General features: G+C 55.5%; 23 protein-coding genes and 1 tRNA gene. 18 read left to right on the top strand and 6 right to left on the bottom strand.

Features of this window, described 5'->3' with window-relative positions; genetic code table 11:
- Nucleotides 1–90 precede the first annotated feature (90 nt).
- Nucleotides 91–2,001, top strand: coding sequence for a histidine-type phosphatase (locus AH68_RS05985; RefSeq protein ID WP_081995889.1), 1,911 nt, complete (start codon nt 91–93; stop codon nt 1,999–2,001).
- Nucleotides 2,002–2,150: 149 nt separating this feature from the next.
- Here AH68_RS05985 and AH68_RS05980 read toward each other — a convergent pair whose 3' ends face one another.
- The 3 genes from AH68_RS05980 to bcp all read right to left on the bottom strand — a co-directional run bounded on the left by AH68_RS05980 (nt 2,151) and on the right by bcp (nt 3,715).
- Entirely contained in the window at nt 2,151–2,708 is a 558-nt protein-coding gene (locus AH68_RS05980) for a pyridoxamine 5'-phosphate oxidase family protein (RefSeq protein ID WP_039198510.1), read from the bottom strand.
- Between the two features lie 47 nt (nt 2,709–2,755).
- Nucleotides 2,756–2,980 carry a hypothetical protein gene (locus AH68_RS10925; RefSeq protein WP_201772585.1) on the bottom strand — a complete coding sequence of 75 codons (225 nt, stop codon included), beginning with the start codon at nt 2,978–2,980 and terminating at the stop codon, nt 2,756–2,758.
- 201 nt (nt 2,981–3,181) lie between these two features.
- A complete protein-coding gene (gene bcp, locus AH68_RS05975; protein WP_039198508.1) occupies nt 3,182–3,715 on the bottom strand; it encodes a thioredoxin-dependent thiol peroxidase in 534 nt (177 codons plus the stop codon).
- 562 nt (nt 3,716–4,277) lie between these two features.
- Here bcp and AH68_RS05970 point away from each other — a divergent pair.
- From AH68_RS05970 to AH68_RS05960, 3 genes are all read left to right on the top strand, one after another.
- The gene (locus tag AH68_RS05970) at nt 4,278–4,535 is read left to right on the top strand and encodes a hypothetical protein (RefSeq protein ID WP_236682363.1); all 258 of its coding nucleotides are present in this window, start codon (nt 4,278–4,280) and stop codon (nt 4,533–4,535) included.
- Nucleotides 4,536–4,590: 55 nt separating this feature from the next.
- Nucleotides 4,591–5,475, top strand: a complete 885-nt coding sequence (locus tag AH68_RS05965; RefSeq protein WP_039198505.1) for a Fic family protein — start codon at nt 4,591–4,593, stop codon at nt 5,473–5,475.
- 201 nt (nt 5,476–5,676) lie between these two features.
- Entirely contained in the window at nt 5,677–6,249 is a 573-nt protein-coding gene (locus tag AH68_RS05960; RefSeq protein WP_039199908.1) for a haloacid dehalogenase-like hydrolase, read from the top strand.
- A 201-nt stretch (nt 6,250–6,450) separates the two neighbouring features.
- Here the strand turns inward: AH68_RS05960 and AH68_RS05955 are convergent, their stop codons facing one another.
- Together AH68_RS05955 and thrC are read right to left on the bottom strand one after the other, a co-directional pair.
- Complete coding sequence (locus tag AH68_RS05955) at nt 6,451–7,785, bottom strand: MFS transporter (RefSeq protein ID WP_236682362.1); 1,335 nt, start codon at nt 7,783–7,785, stop codon at nt 6,451–6,453.
- 109 nt (nt 7,786–7,894) lie between these two features.
- On the bottom strand, nt 7,895–9,382 hold the full coding sequence (gene thrC / locus AH68_RS05950; protein ID WP_039198501.1) for a threonine synthase: 1,488 nt from the start codon (nt 9,380–9,382) through the stop codon (nt 7,895–7,897).
- A gap of 262 nt (nt 9,383–9,644) precedes the next feature.
- Between thrC and glyA the strand changes: the two genes are divergently transcribed.
- From glyA to AH68_RS05925, 5 genes are all read left to right on the top strand, one after another.
- A complete protein-coding gene (gene glyA, locus AH68_RS05945; RefSeq protein WP_039198499.1) occupies nt 9,645–10,952 on the top strand; it encodes a serine hydroxymethyltransferase in 1,308 nt (435 codons plus the stop codon).
- Between the two features lie 153 nt (nt 10,953–11,105).
- Nucleotides 11,106–12,419, top strand: coding sequence for a glutamate-5-semialdehyde dehydrogenase (locus tag AH68_RS05940; protein WP_039198497.1), 1,314 nt, complete (start codon nt 11,106–11,108; stop codon nt 12,417–12,419).
- Between the two features lie 35 nt (nt 12,420–12,454).
- Nucleotides 12,455–13,006: a hypothetical protein gene (locus tag AH68_RS05935; protein ID WP_039199903.1), complete on the top strand. Its 552-nt coding sequence runs from the start codon at nt 12,455–12,457 to the stop codon at nt 13,004–13,006.
- Between the two features lie 14 nt (nt 13,007–13,020).
- Nucleotides 13,021–13,749, top strand: coding sequence for a nicotinate-nucleotide adenylyltransferase (gene nadD / locus AH68_RS05930; RefSeq protein WP_173405875.1), 729 nt, complete (start codon nt 13,021–13,023; stop codon nt 13,747–13,749).
- A 90-nt stretch (nt 13,750–13,839) separates the two neighbouring features.
- Nucleotides 13,840–14,862: a ribose-phosphate diphosphokinase gene (locus tag AH68_RS05925; RefSeq protein WP_033501057.1), complete on the top strand. Its 1,023-nt coding sequence runs from the start codon at nt 13,840–13,842 to the stop codon at nt 14,860–14,862.
- Between the two features lie 177 nt (nt 14,863–15,039).
- On the opposite strand, the gene AH68_RS05920 is transcribed toward AH68_RS05925, so the two are convergent.
- A tRNA-Gln gene (locus tag AH68_RS05920) sits at nt 15,040–15,110 on the bottom strand.
- A gap of 526 nt (nt 15,111–15,636) precedes the next feature.
- On the opposite strand from AH68_RS05920, the gene AH68_RS05915 reads away from it, so the two are divergent.
- From AH68_RS05915 to rlmN, 9 genes are all read left to right on the top strand, one after another.
- Nucleotides 15,637–16,266 (top strand): hypothetical protein, encoded by a 630-nt coding sequence (locus tag AH68_RS05915; protein WP_236682361.1) that lies wholly within the window; start codon nt 15,637–15,639, stop codon nt 16,264–16,266.
- Between the two features lie 106 nt (nt 16,267–16,372).
- Nucleotides 16,373–18,421, top strand: coding sequence for an AMP-dependent synthetase/ligase (locus AH68_RS05910; protein WP_039198493.1), 2,049 nt, complete (start codon nt 16,373–16,375; stop codon nt 18,419–18,421).
- A 2-nt stretch (nt 18,422–18,423) separates the two neighbouring features.
- Entirely contained in the window at nt 18,424–18,909 is a 486-nt protein-coding gene (locus AH68_RS05905) for a peptide deformylase (RefSeq protein WP_039198491.1), read from the top strand.
- 263 nt (nt 18,910–19,172) lie between these two features.
- Nucleotides 19,173–19,985, top strand: a complete 813-nt coding sequence (gene rpsB, locus AH68_RS05900; RefSeq protein WP_039198489.1) for a 30S ribosomal protein S2 — start codon at nt 19,173–19,175, stop codon at nt 19,983–19,985.
- Between the two features lie 75 nt (nt 19,986–20,060).
- Complete coding sequence (gene tsf, locus AH68_RS05895; protein ID WP_039198487.1) at nt 20,061–20,912, top strand: translation elongation factor Ts; 852 nt, start codon at nt 20,061–20,063, stop codon at nt 20,910–20,912.
- 183 nt (nt 20,913–21,095) lie between these two features.
- On the top strand, nt 21,096–21,845 hold the full coding sequence (pyrH, locus tag AH68_RS05890) for a UMP kinase (RefSeq protein WP_039198485.1): 750 nt from the start codon (nt 21,096–21,098) through the stop codon (nt 21,843–21,845).
- A gap of 53 nt (nt 21,846–21,898) precedes the next feature.
- Nucleotides 21,899–22,453, top strand: coding sequence for a ribosome recycling factor (gene frr, locus AH68_RS05885; RefSeq protein ID WP_003834720.1), 555 nt, complete (start codon nt 21,899–21,901; stop codon nt 22,451–22,453).
- Nucleotides 22,454–22,503: 50 nt separating this feature from the next.
- Nucleotides 22,504–23,490, top strand: a complete 987-nt coding sequence (locus AH68_RS05880; protein ID WP_039198483.1) for a phosphatidate cytidylyltransferase — start codon at nt 22,504–22,506, stop codon at nt 23,488–23,490.
- 40 nt (nt 23,491–23,530) lie between these two features.
- Nucleotides 23,531–24,691 carry a dual-specificity RNA methyltransferase RlmN gene (gene rlmN / locus AH68_RS05875; protein ID WP_144245763.1) on the top strand — a complete coding sequence of 387 codons (1,161 nt, stop codon included), beginning with the start codon at nt 23,531–23,533 and terminating at the stop codon, nt 24,689–24,691.
- Nucleotides 24,692–24,763 lie beyond the last annotated feature (72 nt).

Below are 24,763 nucleotides of genomic sequence, written 5' to 3'. Positions count from 1 at the left end.
TGTTCGCCTTCCTCTTCTAATTTGTCACGCGGGCTGGCTTGTCTGGCAGCTTCACTGTGGAGAAACAAAAAAGGTAGATGAATGAGGATAATGGCGAAAATCCATACGGCAACGGAGGGATGGCGGCAGGCGGGAGTCTGGCGCAAACGCGGTACCAAATCGGTGGGCGGTGGCATGCTCGCGTTGACAAGCGCTGTAGTGGCAGCGGCCATGCTCGCAACGCCAGTGGCTTTGGCTGGGGAAGGAACCGACCGGTATTACAGCAGCAAGCAGCCGTATGTTGCACCAGCGAGCACATCATATTCAGCAATTCCGAACAGATACCATCTTGCATACACCGAGTTTGTGGCAAGGCATGGCTCGCGTGGCCTGTCGAGCTACAAGTATGACGCTTTGCTGGCGCTGATGGCTCAGTCCGCTGCGGAAAACAATTATGCTGGATTCGTTAGCCCAGAGGTTGGCAAGGAATTCATCAACAATGTCAATGCCATTACCGCGGCCAACGTGGGCAACGGGTATGGCATGCTCTCTGGTCAGGGCGCCATACAGCATCAGGGCATTGGTGAGAGAATATACCAGCGTGATGCTGATCTGTTCGCCAATGCCGCAAAGCAGGGACTGCGCGTCTCATACCAGAGCTCGGGTGAGCCTCGTGCAACCGAATCCGGAGAGAACTTCAAACTAGGATTCAATCAGGCTTCCAACGGTTTGCTGGCGAATGCGGTTGTAGCACCGAATAATCCTGCGGATAACAATTCCGGCAAGGATTTCGACAAGAACACCACCACGTTGTATTTCCATAAGACCGATAATCCGGATAGTACGCAGAAAACGGGCGAGGCCAAGGAGCGCGCGGAACGTTACCAGCAGTTCGTCGCGAATGATGGGGGCATCGCCGAAGCTGAGGAAAACGTGACGAACGATCCGTCCATGACCACCGCTTCGCATGATCTGCTCTCTCAAATCTTCACTGACGATTTCCTCGCGTCCATCGGCAAGGAAGAAGGCCAGCGCATCTGGTACAACACGGCTGACGGCACGAAGAAGGGTGCGGCCAATTGCGCTGCCGGCGCCGACCCTGCCAAGGATGCGAACGCGTGCGGTGATGCCAAGAAGAAGATCGCGTCGGAACAGGACGCGGCAATGGATTTGTACAATCTGTACATCATCGCGGCCGATATGGAACAGGAGAACACCGGATCCCACACGTTCAATTTCGACCAGTACTTCCAAGGTCAGCACGCCCAGGATGCGAAGACGTTTGCTTGGTCGCTTGATGCCGAGGACTTCTACGAGAAGGGACCGGGGCGCGCAGGTCAGGATGAGACCTACCGCATCGCCCAGCCGTTGCTCGACGATTTCTTCAATGCGATCGACACGAGGGAGCGGGCCGGTACCGCCGCGACGTTCCGATTCGCACATGCCGAAACCATTATTCCGTTTGCGGCATTGCTGAAGTTGCCTGGATCGCAGCAGCAGGCGAGTGAACTGTACACGTATGAGAACAATCCGTGGCGTGGCGAAAGTGTGACGCCGATGGCTGCGAATGTGCAGTGGGATGTGGTTGTGCGTGATGGTGCGGACGCTTTGGGGCAGCCGTATCAGCCGTTGGTCAGAATGCTGTACAACGAGACGGAAATCGGATTCAACGATTCCTGCACGCCAATTGCGGATGGTTCGACCTGGTATAAGGAAAGTGAGCTGAAAAGCTGTCTGAATGGTAAGGGAACCACGGTTGATGCCCGGCTGACGGATGAGGAAGGTCAGCCTGGAACGCCAGGCCATGAATCGACACCAGATGATTCGCAGAAGGCTCCGGGTGCGAATGATGCGAACGGCCAGCGGAAGCATCTGGTGAAATCGTCCGCGAACGGCGGCGATACAGTCAAGCTCGCCAAAACCGGTTCGAACGTGACGCCCGCCATCGTGGCGGCCGTCGTGATGGTGTCCTCCGCGATTCTTGGAGGAAGCTACGCGCGGCGTTCCCGCCGGAAGGCTTGATTCAAAACCTTATCTCGACCGGGTTACGGCCTGATTGCAACTTGGCCGCAGCTGGACTTTGGTCTAGCGTTTTACATCTGATGCGCTGTTCCCAATTCCCATCCTCGGACTTGGAAGCAGCGCATCATTGCGTCAGGTGCGGTATGAGGTCAGTGCGTATGCGGCTGGGGCTTTTCGCGCACTTTGGCGGTGAAGTAGTCCGCTTCCACCTTCCATACGGTGACGGCGCGTACCTGCTGGTCGGTGAACTCCACATGCTCCATACCGGCCTGCTGCCTCATCAGCAGTGCGAGCCCCTGGCGCGCCTCGTCAAGATCGTCGATGATGGACGCGGTACCATTGCCGACGATCGACTTGAACGCCTCGCCCCAATTGCACAGCGTGCGCCCCTCGACCACCTCGCAGTCGGTCGCCATCTCGAACGCCACGGAAAGCGCATTGTTCGCGACCCTGACCGCATCCATCTTGCGGCCGGCCGGAGAACCATGGAAATACAAGGTGAGATGATTGGATTTCGCATCGAACACGTATCCAAAATTCAACGGCACGATGGTGATGCCTTCCGCATCGGTGTATGCAATATTCACAATCCTACATGTTGCGATAATCGCCGCGACCTGCCGCGGATCGGTCACCTCACGATCGGCACGCCTCATCATGCGATGCCTTCCCGCAACTGTCTGCTCATCATTGCGCCGCGTCACCATGGCACGTTCCTCTCTGCTGGATTTACACACCCAGCCTACCGGCTCCCTCAGCTGATGCTGTACACGCCGGAACTATCATCCCACCAAGCATGATACACCGGCTCCGGCTGCATAAGACGCTTCGGTCCCTTCAGCATTTCAATCGCCTTCAACTCCAAACGTTCACGCTCCTCAGCCAACGCATCGCCAACACGATCAAGCAAACCGCACACGCGAGCCGTGGGCTGACATGTCGGAAGACGATGATTTATTGTCGGAAGTCTGAGTCTCATCGCGCTTTTTCTCTTCTCTTACGAGGCCGTGCCCCGCGCCGTTACGAGACCTTCGAAAGGCTCGCCGAAGAGCCCATATTCGAAGATATCGGCACACTGCACGACCACTATCAGGAATTCGACATCTACCCGCTACTGACGCTGCTTGCGTCATTCGCATGAAAAAGCTGATCTATAAACAAAGCGGCATCGCATTCCAGACTAGAAAACGGAACCATCGAGCTTGTCAAGCGCACGCAGCAAAGAATCAACATGATCCTTCGCACGCACGTTGTATCGGGCAATACGAATCACCCCATCACCATCAATCACAAAAGTCGAACGAATCACACCCTCATAAACCTTGCCATACAACTTCTTCTCACCATACGCGCCATACAAACGATGCACAGTCAAATCAGCATCCGATAGCAGAGGAAACGTCAAATGATCGCGCTCGCGGAATCGGATGAGCTTGTCCAGCGGATCCTTCGATATGCCGAGTACGGTGAATCCGCGGGAAGAGAGGCGTGCGAGGTTGTCCCGGAAGTCGCAGGCTTCGGTAGTGCAGCCGGGAGTCATCGCGGCAGGGTAGAAGTACAGGATGATATTCTGGCCGCGCAATGCGGAGAGCGTGATGCTGTCGCCTTCGTCGCTGGGAAGTGTGAAGTTCGGGGCCGTCTGCCCCGCTTCGAGTCGCGCGGCTGCGGGGGAGTCCTGCGCTGCTGGGTTTGCTGGCGAATTGATGTCGGACATGATTATCTCCTTACTACTCGTCGGACTTCAAATGCCGATCCAAAGCGAGAATAGACGCCTATATATGGCAGATTTCGAGGTGTGACATGGATACCTCGCTTATGTATCATGGTAGTCCATTCCGGGCAAACAGGGCTTTCGCACCCCCTACCTACCGTTTTGACAGACTGACATGCCATATGTAAGCGAGATACGGGCAAAGCAGCGTCCGATAACAGAAGGAACGTCAAATGTTACATTTGTGGAAATTGGACGAGCCTGCCCGGGGATCTCTGTCCTACGCGTCCGTTGTGGGTATTGCATACATTTGGCTGTGCCGCTTGACATGTGCGATTCCATTGCCAATATTGAGACCGGTCGAAGCTCGTTAGAGACGACTGGCCGCCCTTGGCGAGCGGTGCGGCGAGGATGCTTGTGCCTGCGGTCGTTCGGCGTCCGTGCCGAACCAATCCGAGTGTAGCAAATAAAACGATGGCGGTGCTGTCAGTATTTGTCAGGTAAAACGTAGTGAGGAAGCCGTAGGGTCAAGACAAGAAGATGGTTGGCGATCCAAAGGGGAGTGATGATGGAGTTGAAAATGTTTTCCAAGCCTGTGGTGTTCACGGATTTCGATGAATGCTTCGAACAGCGCGCGCAGCTCTTGGAGGAACTCCAGCCGAAAGCGCCGGTGCTCATGGTACGCCCGGACTATCGTATCGGCATCAGCCGTCGCCAATGGAAACTGATCGATACGTTCGTACACCATCCCGAACAGTTCGACACGGTCACGTTCGACATGGAACCAACCTGCAGGATATACGACATCCACCACGGTTTCTAGCCTAAATGAATTACCATGGGAGGATAGTCGAGCGGAATGAAGGAAGGATGGGGTTATGGCGGAACGTATCGTGGAGCGTCTTATCCGAGAGCGTGATACTCGATATGGTGACGGCATTTACACGACCACGCAAATCCAGTTCGCATGGAATTCCAATCATATGGAAGGTTCCACCCTTACTGCCAAACAGACCGCGCAGCTATTTGCCACCGGTACCTATACCACGGATGGCAGCGAACAGGTCAATCCTGATGATGCGTTGGAAACCCGTAATCATTTCGCTGCGTTCCGTTGGATTCTCGACCATGCTGATGAGCCGGTGGACCGGGATATGGTCTGTCACCTGCATGCCATTCTCAAGCAGGGCACCAGACAGGTTTCCGACTCGCTTTTCAACGTGGGCGGCTACAAGACTCGGCCGAACTTTATCGGCAATCCTGTCACTCCGACAAGGACTGCGCTGCCGCAGGATGTTCCCGAATTTATGGACAGGCTGTTTGATATGTGCACAAAACTTGAGGACGAGCCGTATCAGATCGCCCGTGTCCATTGGACGTTTGAGAAGATTCACCCATTTTCGGACGGCAACGGTCGAATCGGACGGCTTATCATGTTCAAGGAGCTTTTGCGTATCGATGCGTTGCCTGCCCTTGTCCATGACGCGTATCGTGCGGAGTACGTCAATGGCATCAGCAAGTTTCCGGACGAGCCAGGATGGCTGGTTGATACGCTTCTATTCGAACGGGACCTTTACCGGTCGCATGTTCTGAAAACGGATGCCGAGGCATTGCGTTACACGTACCATGACCAATGGAATATGGCTGAGCATCGGGTGGAACGAGATGAGGATCTGGAATTCGCCAAGCTCATCGACACGAAGGCCCAGCCGTTGTTCGATGAGGAGTATCAGCAGCGCGAACGGCTCCTATGGGGCGAATAGCGGTCCGACTGTGTTGTTGTTGTGGTGGTTCCTCCTTCCAAACGTGACATGAACCGAATGTGCATTGAGATGTGCAATTTGTGCACATTGCGGTCGCCGGCCGTTCACCTTGGTGTAAGAAGGAATCAGCCTTCGGACTTTAGCATGAGGTGCAATGGCGCGTATTGGATGCGCGCATACGAGGAAGTGAGAGCTGCTTACATGCGTGTGTTCGACTTTGATGGAACCATCTACGACGGGGAAAGCCTGTTCGACCTGTACCTGTTTTCGGCCCGATACAATCCGAAGGTGCTGCGGTACATCGCTCCGGTATTGCGGTACGCCATCAAATACAAGCTCGGACGGGCCACATTCGACCAAATGGAATACGGTGTGGGCAAACTATGCCACGGATATTTGAACGAACTGGCCGAATCGGTGGAATTCGAAGAGCTCGTCAACGCTTTCTGGGATCAGAACATGAAACGCATCAAATCCTGGTATGAGCCACGCGAAGACGATGTGATCCTCACTGCTTCGTTCGACATCACGGTAGGGGAGGCCTGCCGCAGACTTGGCGTGCAACATCTGGTCTCGTCCACCATTGACGGCAGCACGTTGAACGTAAACTACCTCAACTTCAACACCAACAAGCCCAAACGATTCCGCGAACTCTACGGTGACAACGCACGCGTGGACGAATTCTACACGGACAGCCGTTTCGACCAACCCATGATCGACATGGCCCGCCGCGCCTACATGGTCAAAGGCAACAAAATCCACCAAGTCAAATAGCCGAAAAGGCTGGAACGGAATACGGCGGCAAGGGCCGATCTTGACATCTCCCCTTCGGCATGGACGCCTTGCACGAGCCAGGATGGGCGTCGGTCGGTCATATTGCCGTATATGGAAAATACGACCGACCGCAAAAACAGTTATAGAACGACACGCGCTTGGAATGGTTTACGGCAGAAACCTCGCACACGCTGCCAATAACTACCGCGAAACACGCCTCACACACAACAAATAAATCAACCAAGCAACAGGCATCGTCAACATAAACACCGGATAAAACCATACAGCAGACAAATGCCCATACACCAAACCACCCACAAACGGACCAGCCGACATACCCAAATCAATACCCGCATAATACGTACTATTCGCAATGCCACTGCGCTCGCGACCGGCGATCACCACGGCCTGCGCCTGCGTGACGGAACTCATCAGACCATAGCCGACGGCGGTGAAGATCGCGGCCAGCAACAGCATCCAATCGTTGAATAGGAACGTCATGCACGCGAGCATCGCCACCATGCCCAACGAGCAGACTGTAAGCCAAAAACGGAAGCCCTTACTGTCAAACAGGTCACGCAAACCCAGCCGCAGCACCAGCAATGCGACCGCGTAGAACATGAAGAACAGGTCGGCCGACACCGGCAGATGGCGTGTTTCGACGTAGTTCATGATGAACGATTGATTCGCGAAATACGCTATCGCGAACATCATGAACGTCAACGACAATGGCACCACACGAGGTTCTAGAATCGAACGGATCGAAAAACGACGCTTGTGGGACGTGCCATTCTCATCGACCGAACCATTCATAGTGGGGGAGGAGCCTGTCATGTTGTCGGTTTGCTTCTTGCGCACCGACTGCCCGCCGTTTTTCACCATCAGCGTGGAGACCAGCATGATCACCGCCAACACCAGCGAACTCAAAAAAGTCAGACGATAACCGATATATTTCTGCGCGCGAATGCCCAATGCCGGGCCGACCGCCATGGCCAGCGCGTTCATTGTGCCGTATAAGCCCATGCCGGCACCCATATGGCGGATTGGCAGCAGCAGTGACATCCATGTGGCCAGGCAGACCGAGCAGCATGCGAAACCGACGCCGTTGATCACACGTGCCATGATGAGCATGGTGGGGGAGTTCGCGAAATAGTACAGCAGTCCCGCCGCGAAATACAGCACAGTACCGACCGCTACAAGCGTACGTTTGCTGGTTTTGTCGGAAAGGTTGCCTGCGATCGGGCGGCAGAACAGTGAGATGAAACTCATCGACCCGGCCACCACACCCATCAGCATGCCGGAAGCGCCCAATGATTCCGCATATCCGGCAACGATCGGATTGGCAAGCATATTGCTCGACATGAAACAGAACGTCGCGAGCATGACCAACGCCATATCACGGGTGATGAGACGGTCATGTTTGCGTTGCGGCTGCTTCGACTGCCTTGATTGTTTTGCCGATTGCGTTTGCTGTGTCGTTTCGGATGCGGAAATCGTCGGCTTGTCGGATGCCGCGGGTGCTGTTGGTACTGTCATGCTGGTTCGCCTCCGAGCATGCAACTGTAGCAGTCTTAATGAAAAACGGCCGCCCGCGTATTGCGGACGGCCGGCGGTAACGAACTAACGATTCAAAGACACGCTTCGTTTACAGGGTTTTGGCGGCCTTCTCGACGAAGTTTTCCATACCGTCGATGTCAACGACGTGATCGAAACGTACGTTGGCGGTTTCCAATCCGCGCAATGCGGCTGGGGCAGTGGTGCCGGTCGCTTCGGCAAGCACGTCCATGCATTCGAAATCCGTACCGGAAGCGTCCAATCCCAAGGATTCGTTGACCACACGCGGGAACTTGTATGGGCTGGCGGTGCTCAACAGCACGCGCGGCGTCAGCGGATTGCGAGGCATCTGCTGCATTACGTAATAGCCGCACGCGGTGTGCGGGTCGATCACGTAATGGTTCTTGTTCCAGCAATCCGCGATCATCTCACGCACCTGATCCTCATCGGCCCAGCCAGTGCCGAACAGGGAACGAATCTTGGCCAGCATCGGTTCGGGAACCTCATAGGCGCCCCACTGTTTCAGATCGTTCATCAGCATGGCAATCAGACGAGTGTCCTTGTCGGACATGTAATACAGCATGCGCTCCAGATTCGAGGAAATGAGAATATCCATCGACGGGGAAATCGTCTGATAGAACGGACGCTGACGGTTATATGTGCCGGAAGTCAGGAAATCGAACAGCACATTGTTCTTATCGGACGCAACAACCAGATGCTTGACCGGCAGACCCAACAACTTCGCATAATATCCGGCGAGAATATCACCGAAATTACCGGTCGGCACCACGAACTCGACCTCATCGCCAACATTGATGACCTGCTGTTCGAGCAGCTGCGCGTAAGCAGAGAAATAGTAGACGACCTGCGGTACCAAACGCCCAACATTAATCGAATTTGCAGAAGACAGTACCACATGCGAGTCGGACGCCAAGCGGCTGGCAAGCTCTCGGTCGCCGAAAATGCGCTTGACAGCGGACTGTGCGTCATCGAAATTGCCCTTGACTGCGCACACGCTCACATTCGAACCGGCCTGCGTGCTCATCTGCAGTTCCTGCACTTGGCTGACCTTGCCTTCCGGATAGAACACGGTGATGCCCGTGCCCTCGGCATCCGCGAAACCAGCGAGCGCTGCCTTGCCGGTATCTCCGGAAGTGGCGGTCACGATCATGATTTTCTCGTTGTCGTCGCCGCTGGCCGGGGTGGTGCGCGCCATGAAACGCGGCAGGATCTGCAATGCGACGTCCTTGAATGCGGAGGTCGGGCCGTTGAATAGTTCCATCACGTAGTCATCGCCGAGCGGCTTGACCGGGGTGATCTTTTCGTCGGGCCATTGTGCGCCGTATGCCTCGCTGATGCATGCTTTGAGTTCGGTTTCGGTGAAGTCGGGCAGCAACACGCTCAGCACGTCGAATGCGATCTGCTGGTAGGACTTGCCTGCGAGGGATGCGATGTCCACGTGGGTTTCGCCCAGTGAGTCGGTTACGAACAGGCCTCCATCGTCGGCGATGCCTTTGCGAATGGCCTGCTTGGAGGTGAGCGAATCGGTGGTGCTGCGGGTGCTGTGGAACGTGGTCACTGGATTTCCTTAGCAATAGAACGGACAATAACGTCAAACAGTATTGAGTGTAGCGTTATGGGCGGGAAGAAACATGCTTGGCGTCCGTGGAATGGGATGACATGCGATTTGCAAATCGGCGATTGTTTCCTTCTTGTTTCGCGATTGCTTCCATGTTTCGAAACGCCATATTCCCCCATACGATTTATGCACGTACACTTCATCATTAAGTCCGCATGCTCGTACGGGCAACGTATTTATCCTCCAAGCCAAGGAGAGCTCAATGACCGCATCGCCTCTCGCGCAAACTCCGAACGACATGTTCAACGCGCCCATTGCCGAAGCAGACCCCGAAATCGCCAAAGTGCTTAACGCCGAACTGTCCCGACAGCAAAACGGCTTGGAAATGATCGCCTCCGAAAACTTCGTGCCGCGTGCAGTGCTTCAGGCACAAGGCTCCGTGCTGACCAACAAGTATGCCGAAGGCTATCCGGGACGCCGCTACTACGGCGGCTGCGAGCAGGTCGACAAAATCGAAACTATCGCCCGCGAACGTGCCAAGAGCCTGTTCGGTGCCGAATACGTCAACGTGCAGCCTCACTCCGGTGCACAGGCCAACGCAGCCGTCTACCAGGCGCTCGTCAAGCCGGGCGACACCGTGCTCGGCCTCGCACTCGACCATGGCGGACACCTTACCCACGGTATGAAGATCAACTTCTCCGGACGCTTTTACCATGCCGAAGCCTACGGAGTTAACCCCGAAACCTTCCGCATTGACCCTGAAATCATTCGCCAGCGCGCACTCGAAATCCACCCTGCCATGATTATCGGCGGCTGGAGCGCCTACCCGCGTATCGAAGACTTCAAGGCCATGAAGGAGATCGCCGACGAAGTCGGAGCCAAGTTCTGGGTTGACATGGCACACTTCGCGGGTCTCGTCGCCGCAGGACTGCATCCGAGTCCGGTCCCATACGCCGATGTCGTGTCTTCCACTGCCCACAAGACCCTCGGCGGCCCGCGCTCCGGCTTCATTCTCGCCAAGCAGGATTATGCCAAGAAGCTCAACTCCGCAGTCTTCCCGGGCCAGCAGGGTGGCCCGCTCATGCACGTCATCGCGGGTAAAGCCGTCGCATTCAAGGTTGCTGCCTCCCTGGAGTTCAAAGACCGCATGCAGCGCACCCTCGACGGCGCCAAGATCCTCGCCGAACGCCTCATGTCCGACGATGTCAAGAACAACGGCATCAGCGTCCTTACCGGTGGTACCGACGTCCACCTCGTCATGGTCGATCTGCGCAACAGCGAAATGGACGGTCAGCAGGGCGAAGACCTCCTCGCACAATGCGGCATCACCATCAACCGCAACACCGTTCCGTTCGACCCGCGTCCGGCAAGCGTGGCCTCTGGACTGCGCATCGGCACCAGCGCACTCGCCACCCGCGGCTTCGGCAACAAGGAATACGAAGAGGTCGCCGACATCATCGGCACCGCACTCGCAGCTGGCAAGGACGCTGACGTGGAAGCCCTCAAGGCTCGCGTCGACAAGCTCGCCGAAGACTTCCCGTTGTATCCGGGTCTCGACCAGATCCACTGATTCCATGTCGAATAACGGTTGATCGAGAACGGTTTCGGATATAAATCTCTGAGGACACGTGACGTGCGAAATCGCGCCCTGCTTCCGACGCTACGACGAAATAATGGTCGAAGCTACGGAACAAGGCGCGATTTCGCGCTAGTCTAGGAAACTATGACGAACCCACAGACTCAATCCAACGCTATGGAAACCGACGTGTTCAACGGAGTGTGCGCCAAAGCCGACGCCGCACGAATCGCGCAAGCGCAACTTGCCCAAACCAACACGCAACGTAAAAACGAGCTTCTCAACGTCATCGCGAACGCACTCGACGCGCGTGCCGGAGAAATTGCCGCAGCCAACGCCATTGACATGCAGGAATCTGCTGAACATGGCATGGATGCAGGCAAACTCGACCGACTCAAATTCGACGTGTCCCGCGTCAACGCAGCCGCACAAGGCGTACGCCACGTAGTCACACTGCCGGATCCGATCGGCGAAATCGTACGTGGATACCATCTCGACAACGGTCTACGACTCGAACAGACTCGCGTGCCCATCGGAGTGCTTGGCATGATCTACGAAGCACGTCCCAACGTCACCGTCGACGTTGCATCGCTCTGCATCAAATCCGGCAATGCGGTGCTCCTCAGAGGCGGACACGCGGCCGAACGTACCAACGCAGCCACACTCGGCATCATCGCCGACGTGCTACGCGACTACGGATATGACCCCGCACTCATCGCATCCGTCGACGAATACGGACGCCAGGGTGCCACCGCCATGATGCAAGCCCAAGGTCACATCGACCTGCTCATTCCACGAGGGGGAGCGGGCCTTATTCAAACCGTCGTGCAAAACTCCAAAGTGCCGGTCATCGAAACCGGAGCTGGCAACGTACACATCTACGTCGACCAAACCGGCGACCAAAACAAAGCCATCCCCATCATCCTCAATGCCAAAACGCAACGTGTCGGTGTCTGCAACGCCACCGAAAAACTCCTCGTACATCAAGGCATTGCCGAAACGTTCCTTCCGCAGGCCGCAGCAGCACTTGCCGCAGCCAATGTTGAAATGCATGCCGACAAGCGAGCTTACGAAATCATCGATAAAGCCGGTATCGACGGAGTGAAACTGATGCATGCCACTGACGAAGACTGGGATACCGAATATTTGGCATTGAAAATCGGTGTCAAAGTGGTCGACTCACTCAACGAAGCCATCGAACACATCAACCGCCATTCCACCGGACATACAGAATCCATCATCGCCGAAGACTATTCGGCCATAGAGGAATTCACTTCACGTATCGACTCGGCGGTGGTGATGGTCAACGCATCCACACGCTTCACCGACGGAGGAGTGTTCGGTTTCGGCGCGGAATTCGGCATCTCCACGCAGAAAATGCACGCACGCGGTCCCATGGGACTACGCGAAATGACCACGACCAAGTGGATCGGTTACGGAACGGGGCAGGTGCGAGCATGAGCGAACAAAACGGTACCAACGAAAACAACAGTCAGATGGAGGGAACAATGACCGACGTCAAGAATCCATGGAATGCGGATCTCAATGATCCATATCTGGGATTGAAGCGCGCCTCCGAACGATTAAGCATCGTACGATACGTGTTTCTCGTGCAGATTGAGGATGGCATTGCTTCGGCGGCACAGCGTGCGTCACTCGAATATGCCGATGCGGTGCTGATTGGCTGGCCGGAAACTGACGCCGACGATGTGGTGGAACTCAGCGAGGAGAAACTCAGGAACGTCGACGAGCAGATGCGTCTCATGGAACAGTACATCGCCAAATTCAGTGCTATGGAACGCGAACAGGATATCGACGGCATGACCGATACGCTGATTCGTGTCACCGAACGTGTGGCTGAGGTGCGACGTGCCTATCAGCCGGACTTCCCGTTGCCGACCTTCGCTGAAATCAGGCGTGTTGTGCAGGACGAGTGGGACGAGGATATGGGCAAGATCGATCCTGACAACGCTTCGCCCACGGCCGACAGCATCGGACGCGAAACCGCGGACGCCGATCAGGAGCAGAAAGGCGAGGACGCCTCATGACCAGTCCGAAACGCATGTGGCCCGAATCCGCCGAAGCCGATTCCGAACTTGCCATCAGCTATGTGGTGGAGCCGGAACGGCGCATGTCCGGCCTTTCCGTGGAATCAGCAGGTTCCTCGGTGGCCACGGGTCGACGTTCAGCACGCGGCAACTGGCATAGCAGACCTCGCATCGGCATCATGGGCGGTACGTTCGACCCCATCCACAACGGCCACTTGGTGGCGGCATCAGAGGTGTCATGGGTGTACGACCTCGACGAAGTGATCTTCGTGCCGACAGGACGCCCCGTATTCAAACTCGACAAGAACGTCACCAACGCGGAAGACCGCTATCTCATGACGGTCATCGCCACCGCATCCAATCCGAAATTCACCGTATCACGCGTGGACATCGACCGTCCGGGAGTCACCTACACCATCGACACGTTGCGAGACATCCGTGCGCAACATCCCGACGCGGAACTCTTCTTCATCACCGGAGCCGACGCGGTCGCGGAGATCATGCAATGGAAAGATGCTGACAAAATGTGGAATCTGGCCCACTTCGTGGCCGTGACCCGCCCTGGATACTCCTCGCCAGAAGGAGCGAAACTGCCGGAAGGCAAGGTCGATACGTTGGAAATACCGGCGCTGGCGATTTCTTCGACCGATGTACGTCGACGCGCGGAGCACGGGGAACCTGTTTGGTACCTCGTACCGGACGGCGTGGTGCAATATATTGGCAAGCACGGACTGTACCGGTAAATTTCAGGTGAACACGCGCGGGTGAGACGGTCTGCGCGGATGGTTAGTATGGGTCACGTCCACTTGACGCGAAAACAGACGTTTGGAGACATGGTGAGCGCAATCCTTGAAGGAAAGCCGGATAAAAACCTTATCCTTGTCACAGGCAGAACACATCCGAAACTGGCGGCGGAAGTCGCCGAACAACTCGGCATCGACGTTCTGGAAACCACAGCATACGACTTCGCCAACGGCGAGATGTACGTGCGCTACACCGAATCCGTGCGTGGCGCGGACGTGTTCGTACTGCAAAGTCACGCGGCTCCGATCAATCAGTCGATCATGGAGCAGCTCATCATGATTGATGCGCTCAAGCGTGCCTCCGCACGTTCCATCACGGCGGTCTGCCCACTGCTGGGCTATTCCCGCCAAGACAAGAAACATCGCGGCCGCGAGCCTATTTCGTGCCGTCTGATGTTCGACCTGCTTAAGACCGCGGGCGCCGACCGCATTATGAGCGTCGACCTGCATGCGGCACAGTCCCAAGGCTTTTTCGACGGCCCGGTCGACCATCTCATCGCTATGCCGGTGCTTGTTGACTACATTCGTGATCGTTTCGCCAACCAGCTTGACAATGTCGCTGTCGTGTCCCCGGATGCAGGCCGCATTCGTGTTGCGGAACAGTGGGCGCAACGTCTTGGCGGCGGCCCGCTCGCGTTCGTGCACAAGACGCGCGACATCACCCGTCCGAATCAGGCGGTCGCCAACCGAGTCGTGGGCGACGTCGAAGGCAAGGACTGTGTGCTCGTCGACGATCTGATCGATACCGCTGGAACCATCGCAGGCGCCTGCAGCGTGCTCAAGAACGCCGGAGCCAAGTCGGTGACCGTTGTCGCCACGCATGGCGTGCTGTCCGGTCCAGCTGTCGAACGTTTGAAGAACAGTGGCGTCCGAGAGGTCGTGCTTACCGACACCGTGCCGATTCCTGAAGAGAAGCGTTGGGACGGTCTGACCGTGCTATCGATCGCGCCGCTTCTGGCCAGCGCCATTCGCGCTGTGTTTGAAGACGGCTCCGTGGCTGAACTGTTTGACACCTACCCGGAACACCACGGCCAAGGCTTCCTGTTCGCCTGACATAGGTGCGTATAGGTGCATTTGCGAGGTGCCCGCTCCATATGGGGAGGGCACCTCGCAAATTTTGTGTATTGCGAATATTTTTCCCGGAGTGCCGCTGAGCTTTCTGCTGCTGCGCTTTCGGATAAGATAAAAGCTCCTGCAGATTGATTCTGCAGGAGCTTTTATTCTAGCAAGCTCCCCCACCTGGACTCGAACCAAGACAAAGGGTTCCAAAGACCCGTGTGCTGCCATTACACCATGGGGGAACGGCAGAAACATACGTTTTCTGCCAAGTGTTCATTATGCCATATTATTCGGACGCCGCATACCACGGGGTGTCGCGCGGCATCGTTATGAACTTTTTGGAGGATCTCGATGTGGGATGGCTTTGCTGCGAACGGTGTAGAGACATTTTTTAAAAAGATTTTTTGCGGAGAACTGGCGTTATAAGGCGCGAAAATACCATAATGCGAACACATACAAACAAACGCAATCAATATCTTTCAGAAAAAATCTAAGGCGTCCATTTTTACTAAGAAATTTTGAGATAAATTAGGGTGTGACGCTGAAGCGTGTCGTTTAATTGCATTTCCAACAAAGAGCCACCCTATTCTTCAGTATGTGAAGGGTGAATAAATGCATATTTAGGGTGTTCGGTAATAGTTTGGGGGTTTGAGTTATCCACATATCCACAAAAGGCAAATGTTAACTTGACGGGGGCAATCTTTCATGCCTTAATGGTTCCTACACCCCCTCTCAACGATGAGTCGGGCAAAGAAGAAAGGTACCATTATGGATGGTTCATTTGAAAATGAAGTTCCGCCGCCGGCAGTTGACGGGACGGGTTTGGCTATTCCGTCTTCTGGACTGGATGTGCTGTTCAATAAGAAAGGTGAGGATGATCCTGAAGAGCTTCCTACGGAGGAAGAGCTGACTGAATGGAAAAAACTGGTTTTTCCTTCCGGTCGAAAGCTTCCCACTTATGATGGGTTTCTAGATTCAGACCTTTTCGGTAGGAAAATTCCATTCCACTTTGTTCAGATTATGCCCGGGCCATGCGATGCTGAGTTTGCCTACTCCATGAGCATGTTTTCTGCGCGGCTACTTTGCAACATTGTTGATATTTTCCGCGGCAGGCAGAAGCTGTCGCTCGTGGAGAAGGTGTTGAGCGAAGACTACATGCGAAAGCTGAAGATCGCCTCCGCCCAGATCGTAAGTCGGATGAAGAAGGACGCAAAAGTGTACGCCCAGCTCGGATTGCTTCCGATTACCGTCTATACCGTCGAAAGCTGGATGATCTCACCGACATGTTTCGAAAGCACTGTGCTGATGGGCATCGGAAGCCGGAGACTATGCGGCAATATGAAGTGCGTGCTCAAGGGGTCCGCTTGGAAGTGCGTGACTGCTGATTTCGGCATGTGACGAAAAACAGCTCTAATTATTCAAAACCCTTGGAATTGGCTGAATTCAGCCGTTTCCAAGGGTTTTTCAGCGTGCCTTAAGTGTACTGCAACTACTATAGGGATTCATGTTGAGAGAATTTATACCAGAACCTGCGTATAGCACCACGGATGAGGACACCGTTTTCGCATTGCTCTCCAGACGCGCTGAACGTGATCCCGAGGATCTCATCGCCCAATGGCAGGACGATGAGACTCGTTGTTGGCATGACGTCACGGCTGGGGAGATGCTCGAACGTGTGCGTGCGGTCGCGAAAGGCCTTCTTGGCCTAGGGGTCAAGACCGGCAATATGGTGGTTATCTATTCGCCTACCTGCTACGAATGGGGAGTCGTTGATTTTGCCTGCGCCGCGATTGGAGCGGTAAGCGTGCCTGTATACGAGACCGATTCCGCCAAGCAGGCTGAGTCAATTGTTGAAGAGGTGAATCCGGTTATCGCTTTCGCTGGCGATTCCGCGCACACGCAAACGCTTGAGCAGATTCGCGAAGAGCACAGTAGCTTGCGTTATGTTTTTAATTTCAAGGCGGATGGTCTCGACGCCGTTGCTGATTTCGGAGAGGGCGTCAGCGAGGACGCGCTTGATCAGGTGATCGCTAGAGTCAAGGCCGATGACATGCTCACCATTGTGTATACGTCCGGCTCCACAGGCAAGCCCAAAGGCGCCATGCTATCTCACCGGAACTTCACGCATATCGTGTTGAATGGCTACATCATTCTCGACGAAATGCTGTATCAGCCGAATCGTCTGATGCTGTTCCTGCCATTGGCGCATTGTTTCGCCCGCTACATCCAATACGTTGCGATTGGCGGGCAAGGAGTGGTTGGCTATCTTCCGGGGGCCAAGCATCTGCTTGCCGATTTGCGCAGCTTCAAACCGACCTATCTGCTGGGAGTTCCCCGCGTGTTCGAAAAGGTGTACAACGCGGCTTCGCAGAAGGCCGGAGCGGGCATTCGGGGAAGGGTGTTCGCTAAAGCATTTGATCATTTTGTGCAATGGTCGAAAGATGAGCAGGAAACCGGACATCATTCCATCGCGGCTCGCGCCGAGCATTCGTTCTTTATGTCTGTCGTGGGTAAATCCATCCGCTCCGCTTTGGGGCCGAACATGAGGTACCTAGCCTGCGGAGGGGCACCTCTGAACGTTGATCTCGCCCATTTCTTCAACGGTATGGATGATATTACCTTCATCCAAGGCTACGGTATGACGGAAACTGCCGCACCGATGATCGTCAACTGGCAGGATGCCAACCGTGTCGGTTCGGTAGGCAAGCCTGGTCCAGGTATGGGCGTGCGGACCGACGATGATGGGGAACTGCAGGTGATGGGCCCTAATGTGTTCCTTGGCTATTACAAGAAACCAGAGTTGACGGCCGACGTCAAGATGGCCGATGGCTGGTTGAAGACCGGCGATTTGGGAACCATTGATGATGATGGCTTTGTGTATATCACGGGACGCAAGAAAGACATCATCATCACTGCCGGTGGCAAGAACGTTAGCCCTGCACCCATGGAAGACATCATCAACACCTGCCCGATAGTGTCGCATGGTGTGGTGGTCGGCGACGGCAAGCCATTCATCGGGGCTCTGATCGAGCTTGATCAGGAGATGGTCCGTTCTTGGCTTGCGCAGCAGGGACTTGACAGCAACATGTCCATGGGACAGGTCGCAAGGAACGATGCCGTGCGAGCGTTTATCCAGCAGTATGTTGAAAAGGCGAACGCGAACGTTTCCCGTGCGGAATCCGTACGCAAGTTTGAAATCCTCGACGAGGAGTTCGGCCAGGAGAACGGCACGCTGACGGCGAGCCTGAAGGTCGTCAGGCCGAAAGTGCTCAAACGGTATGAGAACATCATCGACAACGTGTTGTATGCTCCAAAACCATTCAACAGGCCATTGCCGAAGACGGTGCAGATCCTTGACCGCACTACGGAAACGGTCAAGCAGGCATCCGAATCCATGCGTCAGGCATCCGAATCCGTAAGTCCGAAGGTTCGGCAGGCATTTGATACCATGCAGGAGAAAATCAAGAAGCAGTCCGAAGAACCTGACGGCGAGTCGTCGGTGCCTGTGGTCCCATCGGCACCTGAGGAAACAACTATGATTGAGGAGAGATAGTTTTGGCAATACGTGAGATTCGAGTCGTACCTGATCCGGTGCTGCGCACTCCCTGCGACCCCATCAAGGAGATTACGCCGGCTGTGCGTCACCTGGTGCAGGATCTGCTTGATACCGTTGACGATCCGGGACGTGCCGGTCTGTCGGCCAACCAGATTGGCGTGAGTTTGAGAGCGTTCTCATACAACATCAACGGCAAGATCGGATACGTACTCAACCCTGTCCTTGAAGAAACCAGCGGCGAACAGTACGGGGATGAGGGGTGCCTGTCCGTGCCTGGATTGTGGTACAAGACTCGTCGTGCCGATTATGCTCGTGTGCGTGGCATTGATTTGGACGGCAAGACGGTCGTGTTGGAAGGACATGGCATTATGGGCCGCATGCTGCAGCATGAAACCGACCATCTGGATGGCCATGTCTATCTCGATCGTCTGGAAAAAGAGGAACGTCGTGAGGCGATGCGTTACATGCGCAATCACCGCAAGTAATTGCTGCCGTTTCGTTTAATATGGCGATTTGGGGTCACGTCTTTGCAAAAAGACGTGACCCCGTGATATTTTATGCTTTGTGTGCCATCCGGTAAGGAACCGTGTCGTGAAAGTTCCAAACCACCCAATATTGTCAACCGGCATACAACCAATTCGCGTCATGTTCGCGACGACCTGTGTCGGTCGGCCGGCGCCGTAAGGCTTTGGCTGCACGCAGGAACGCATGACCAGGCAAGAACCGACAAGAAAGAGGTAGTAATACCATGGCTCAGATCAATATGAGCGACATGCTGAAGGCAGGCCTGCACTTCGGCCACCAGACCCGTCGTTGGAACCCGAAGATGAAGCAGTTCATCCTCACCCAGCGCAACGGCATCCACATCATCAACCTGTTCAAGTCGCTCGACATGATCGATAAGGCCTATGACTTCATCAAGGCTACCGTCGCTCACAACGGCACCGTGCTGTTTGTCGGCACCAAGAAGCAGGCTCAGGAAGCCGTTTCCAATCAGGCTACCCGTGTTAACATGCCGTATGTTTCCGAGCGTTGGCTCGGCGGTATGCTGACCAATTTCCAGACCGTGTCCAAGCGCGTCTCCCGTCTCAAGGAACTCGAAGAGATGGACTTCACCGACGTTCGCGGCTCCGGCCTGACCAAGAAGGAACTGCTCCTTCTCGAGCGTGAGAAGGACAAGCTGGCCAAGCAGCTGGGCGGTATCCGCAACATGAACCGTACTCCGTCCGCTATGTTCGTGGTTGACGTCAACAAGGAAGCCCTGGCCGTCGAGGAAGCTCACAAGCTGGGTATTCCGGTTGTCGCCATCGTCGACACCAATGCTGATCCGGAGTCCGTCGAGTACCCGATCGCAGCCAACGATGACGCCATCCGTGGCATTGAACTGCTGACCAGCCTCATGGCTGACGCAGTGGCCGAGGGTCTGCTGGAGCGTTCCGGCAAGGCAGCCAAGGCTGAAGGCGAAGCTGAGCAGCCGATGGCCGCTTGGGAGAAGGAGCTCCTCACTGAGGGCGCTCCGGCCGCCGACGCACCGGCTGAAGGCGAAGCCAAAGCTGAGTGAAAATATCCACTATGATGGGAGGTGTTGTGCCTCCCATCATAGTGGGCATCATAATTTCCCAGAGGAGACAAATCAATGGCAGCAATCACTGCAGCTCTGATTAAGCAGGTGCGCGAGGAAACCGGCGCCGGCATGATGGATGTTAAGAAGGCTCTGACCGAGGCTGAGGGTGACGTGGCTCGCGCCAAGGAGATCATCCGCGCCAAGGGCATTCAGGCCGCTGGCAAGCGCGAAGGCCGTAAGGCGCAGGAAGGCACCATCGCCTCCAAGGTCGTGGAGTCCGCCAATGGTCAGACCGGTTACGCCGTCGAACTGAATTCCGAGACCGACTTCGTGGCCAAGACCCCGAAGTTCGTGGAATTCGCTGACAGCGTTCTCGAGGATGCCGTCAAGGCCGAAGCTGCTTCCGTGGACGAAGTGCTGGCAGCCGCTTCCGGCGACGCCACCGTGAAAGAAGCCGTCGAAGAGGCGGCCGCCCTATTCGGTGAGCACGTCAAGGTCGGTCAGTTCGCTAAGGTCGAAGGCCCGCACGTCGAGATCTACGCTCACAAGAAGTCCGCTGAAATGCCGCCGAGCATCGTGGCCATGATCGCCACTGATGAGGCTGGTGCCGCTGTGGCTCACGAAGCAGCTTTGCAGATTTCCGCAATGGGCGCCCAGTGGCTGACCCGCGAGGACGTTCCGGCCGATGTGGTCGAGTCCGAGCGTCGCGTGGCTACTGAGAAGTCCTTGGCTGAAGGCAAGCCGGAGAAGATCGTTCCGAAGATCGTTGAAGGCCGTCTCAACGCCTTCTACAAGGAGAACGTCCTGCTCGAGCAGTCCTACGTCAAGGATCCGTCCAAGACCGTCGGCGACTTGTTCAAGGAAATCGGTGGCGAAGCCGTGGCCTTCGCTCGTGTCGAGGTCGGCAAAGGCGAAGCCGAGTGAATTGGCTTTGTAAGTGAATCCATGCGTTAGACGCACGGCGATTCCATGAAGGTGTCCATCATCCATTAAGGTGATGGACACCTTTGTTTTTGTAAGACTGTGTCGCTACGTTGCGGTGTCTGTGTTTGCCGATACTCTTGAGAGCGGTAAATTTCGTGAGTTCTCGGGCAAGAAAGGCTTTTCATGACTGGCGAAAACACTGGTGATAATCCACGCAGGGTGCTGCTCAAACTATCCGGAGAGGCGTTTGGTGGTGGCAAGGTCGGCATCGACACGTCTGTTATCCGCCGTATCGCGGAAGAAATTGTTCCTGCGGTGCAGCAGGGCGTTCAGATCGCCATCGTTGTCGGTGGCGGCAACTTCTTCCGTGGCGCGGAACTTCAGCAGGCTGGTATCGATCGTTCCCGCGGTGACTATATGGGCATGCTGGGAACTGTGATGAATTGTCTCGCGTTGCAGGATTTCCTGGAACAGGAAGGGCAGGCCACGCGTGTGCAGACCGCCATCACTATGGGACAGGTCGCCGAGCCGTACATTCCGCTCAAGGCCATTCGTCATCTGGAGAAGGGCCGTGTCGTGATTTTTGGTGCTGGTGCCGGTATGCCGTATTTCTCCACCGACACGGTGTCCATCCAACGTTCCTTGGAAATTCATTGCGATGAGGTACTGATGGGCAAGAATGGCGTAGACGGCGTCTATACCGCTGATCCTCGCAAAGACGAGAACGCCAAGCGTTTCGCCACGTTGAGCTATAACCGTGCGCTTGTCGACAATCTCGCCGTCATGGATGCTTCCGCGCTTTCCATGGCTCGCGATAACAAGCAGCGCATCCGCGTTTTTGGACTTGAAGGCGCCGGTAATGTGACCCGCGCTCTTCTCGGTAAGGAAATCGGAACCGTGGTTTCCACTGCGGAATCCACACTCGCTGAATAACGACATTCAACGTCGAATATCGATCAAACAAACCAACAACAAGGAGTAAACAAATGGCAACTATCGTCGAACAGGCCAAGGCGCAGATGGCTAAGTCCGTGGAATCCACCAAGGAGAACTTCTCCGGCATTCGCACCGGTCGCGCTAATCCGGCGTTGCTCAACGGCATCACCGTCGACTACTACGGCGCTCCGACCCCACTGAAGGCCGTCGCCACCATCGGCGTGCCGGAACCGCGAACCCTGTCCGTCACCCCGTTTGACGCTTCCCAGGCCAACGCCGTCGAGAAGGCGCTGCGCGATTCCGATCTGGGCGCAAGCCCGCGTCGTGACGGCAACGTCATTCGCCTGACCATGCCGGAACTGACCGAAGAGCGCCGCAAGGAATACGTCAAGCTTGCTAAGGGCAAGGCGGAAGACGGCAAGGTCGCTGTGCGTAACATTCGTCGAAAGGCCAAGGAATCCCTCGACAAGGCCATCAAGGATGGCGAAATGGGCGAGGATGATGGCGATCGTCTACTCAAGGAGCTTGACAAGGTCACCAAGCAGACCACTGACGAGCTCGACACCCTGCTTGAAGCCAAGCAGAAGGAGATTATGGAGGTCTGAGACTCTCACTCCTGAAAAAGAATCGACGCACAGCTAGACAGGGGAGCATGATGGAACATCAGGAACAGCACGAAAAGGAAGCCGAAGAGGCCATCAACGCCATCAACAAGAAGACGGGCCGTAACATGCCTCAGGCCATCGCCACGGGAGCGGTCCTCGTCATCCTCATTTTGGCATGCCTGCTGATCAGCATCGACTTGTTCGTCTATCTGGTCGTGCTTTTCATGGTGCTTGCCCTGTGGGAGCTGCGCGTCGATTTCGCCACTGTGGGATTGCATATTCCTGTGGCAGTGCTGTGGGTGTGTTCGGCGGCGACGCTGTTGTCCACCTATTACAGCGAACGTCATATCGTTGCCATGACGGTATGCGTACTGGCGTCTCTGGTGATTGTTGCGATCGCAGCCAGTGCCAAGGTGACGTTCGGCAGCCGCATTTCCCTGGCGGTTGCCGACAAACTTTCCCATACCGATGCCGGAGCGAGACTCGAATCGTCGTTCAATCATGAGCGTGGAGAGGTAAGCCATAGCCGTTTGAGTCATGTTGCGGTTTCCATGTTCACCGTGTTATATATTCCTCTCCTGGCATCTTGCATCATCATGCCACTGACATTCAATGAGCATCCCGTTGCTCACGCCATCATGATGGTATTCATGCCCGCATTGAGTGATACTGGCGGCCTGTTTGCTGGAGCATGGCTGGGCAAGCACAAGCTGAGCCCGCGTATTTCGCCGAAGAAATCGTGGGAAGGACTCGCCGGGTCCATCCTGTTTTCCATGGTTGGTTCCTTCGTAGTGATGTTCTGCACATACGAGCCAGCCGTGTGGGCTTCTCGTTGGTGGGTCCCCGTCGTGGCAGGTTTCATGATCGGCATTGCCGGAACGTTTGGTGACTTGTGTGCATCCATGCTGAAGCGCGATATCGGTATCAAGGATATGGGCCATCTGCTTAAGGGGCATGGCGGCGTGATGGATCGAGTGGATTCCATTCTGCTGTGCGCACCATTCGTGTGCGTGCTGTTGTGGGCGACTGGAATGTAGGAAGGATCAAAGAAAAGCAATGAGCGACTCTGCGAACTCCATGAAGGATCTGCCAGAGACCGGCATCACCCCAGGAGGCACCACTGGTGCTTTCCGAGACGTGTTATCCAAAGATCATGCGCGTCGAGGCAAACCGCCGCTGCATTTTGCGGATATGACCGAGGAAGAGCGCATCGCTAAAGCCAAGGATCTTGGACTTCCGAAATTCAGGGTCAAGCAGCTTGCCAACCATTATTATGGGCGTTTCGATGTCAACGCGGAGGAATTCTCCGACTTCCCAGCAATGAAACGAGTCGAGGCCGCGGGGGTGTTTTTCCCGACGCTCATCACCGAAGTGACTCGTCAAGTGGCTGATGAGGGCACCACTATCAAAACGTTGTGGCGCCTGTTCGACGGTTCGCTTATTGAGTCCGTGCTCATGCGCTATCCCACACGCACCACGTTGTGCATCTCCAGTCAGGTCGGTTGCGGCATGGGATGCCCGTTCTGCGCTACAGGCCAGCTGGGGCTGACTCGAAACATGTCGGCAGGCGAGATTGTGGAACAGGTCCGTGTGGCCGCGAAAGCCATGTATGACGGAGAAGTTGCGGGTGGGCCCGGACGCCTAAGCAACATTGTATTCATGGGCATGGGAGAGCCCATGGGCAACTACAAGTCGGTATTGAGCGCTGTTCGTCAGATCAGTGCCATGCCGCCTGAGGGCTTCGGTATTTCGGCACGTAACATTACCGTCTCCACGGTCGGCGTGGTGCCTGGTATTAAAAAACTTACGGCTGAGGGTATTCCGGTGCGTCTGGCCGTGTCTCTGCACGCCCCGAGCGATGAACTGCGAGATGAGCTTGTTCCAATGAACAAACGTTTCAACACCACGCAGGTGCTTGACGCCGCACACGACTACTATCTGGCTTCGAAACGCCGCGTGAGCATCGAATATGCTCTGATGCGTGGCATCAACGATCAGGCCGAACATGCCAAGTTGCTCGCTAAGCGTCTGAACCATTACGGCGATAACTGGGCTCACGTCAACCCGATTCCGCTTAATCCTATTGAAGGGTCGAAATGGACCGCTTCGAAGCCTGAGGATGAACAACAGTTTCTTGACATCCTTCATAAGGCCGGCATCACCGCTACGTTGAGAGATACGCGCGGACAGGACATCGATGGCGCATGCGGACAGCTTGCGGCCAAAGAACGCGATTAGTTGTTAAGAAAAAGAAGCTGGTTTTGTCCGCTACCCGGACTTCCGACAAACATGGGTAACGTAAAACGGCTA

The organism is Bifidobacterium catenulatum PV20-2 (assembly GCF_000800455.1).
Taxonomy (GTDB): Bacteria; Actinomycetota; Actinomycetes; order Actinomycetales; family Bifidobacteriaceae; genus Bifidobacterium; species Bifidobacterium kashiwanohense_A.
Note: the sequence above shows the minus strand (reverse complement) of the source record. Positions and strands in the feature narration are given on the sequence as shown.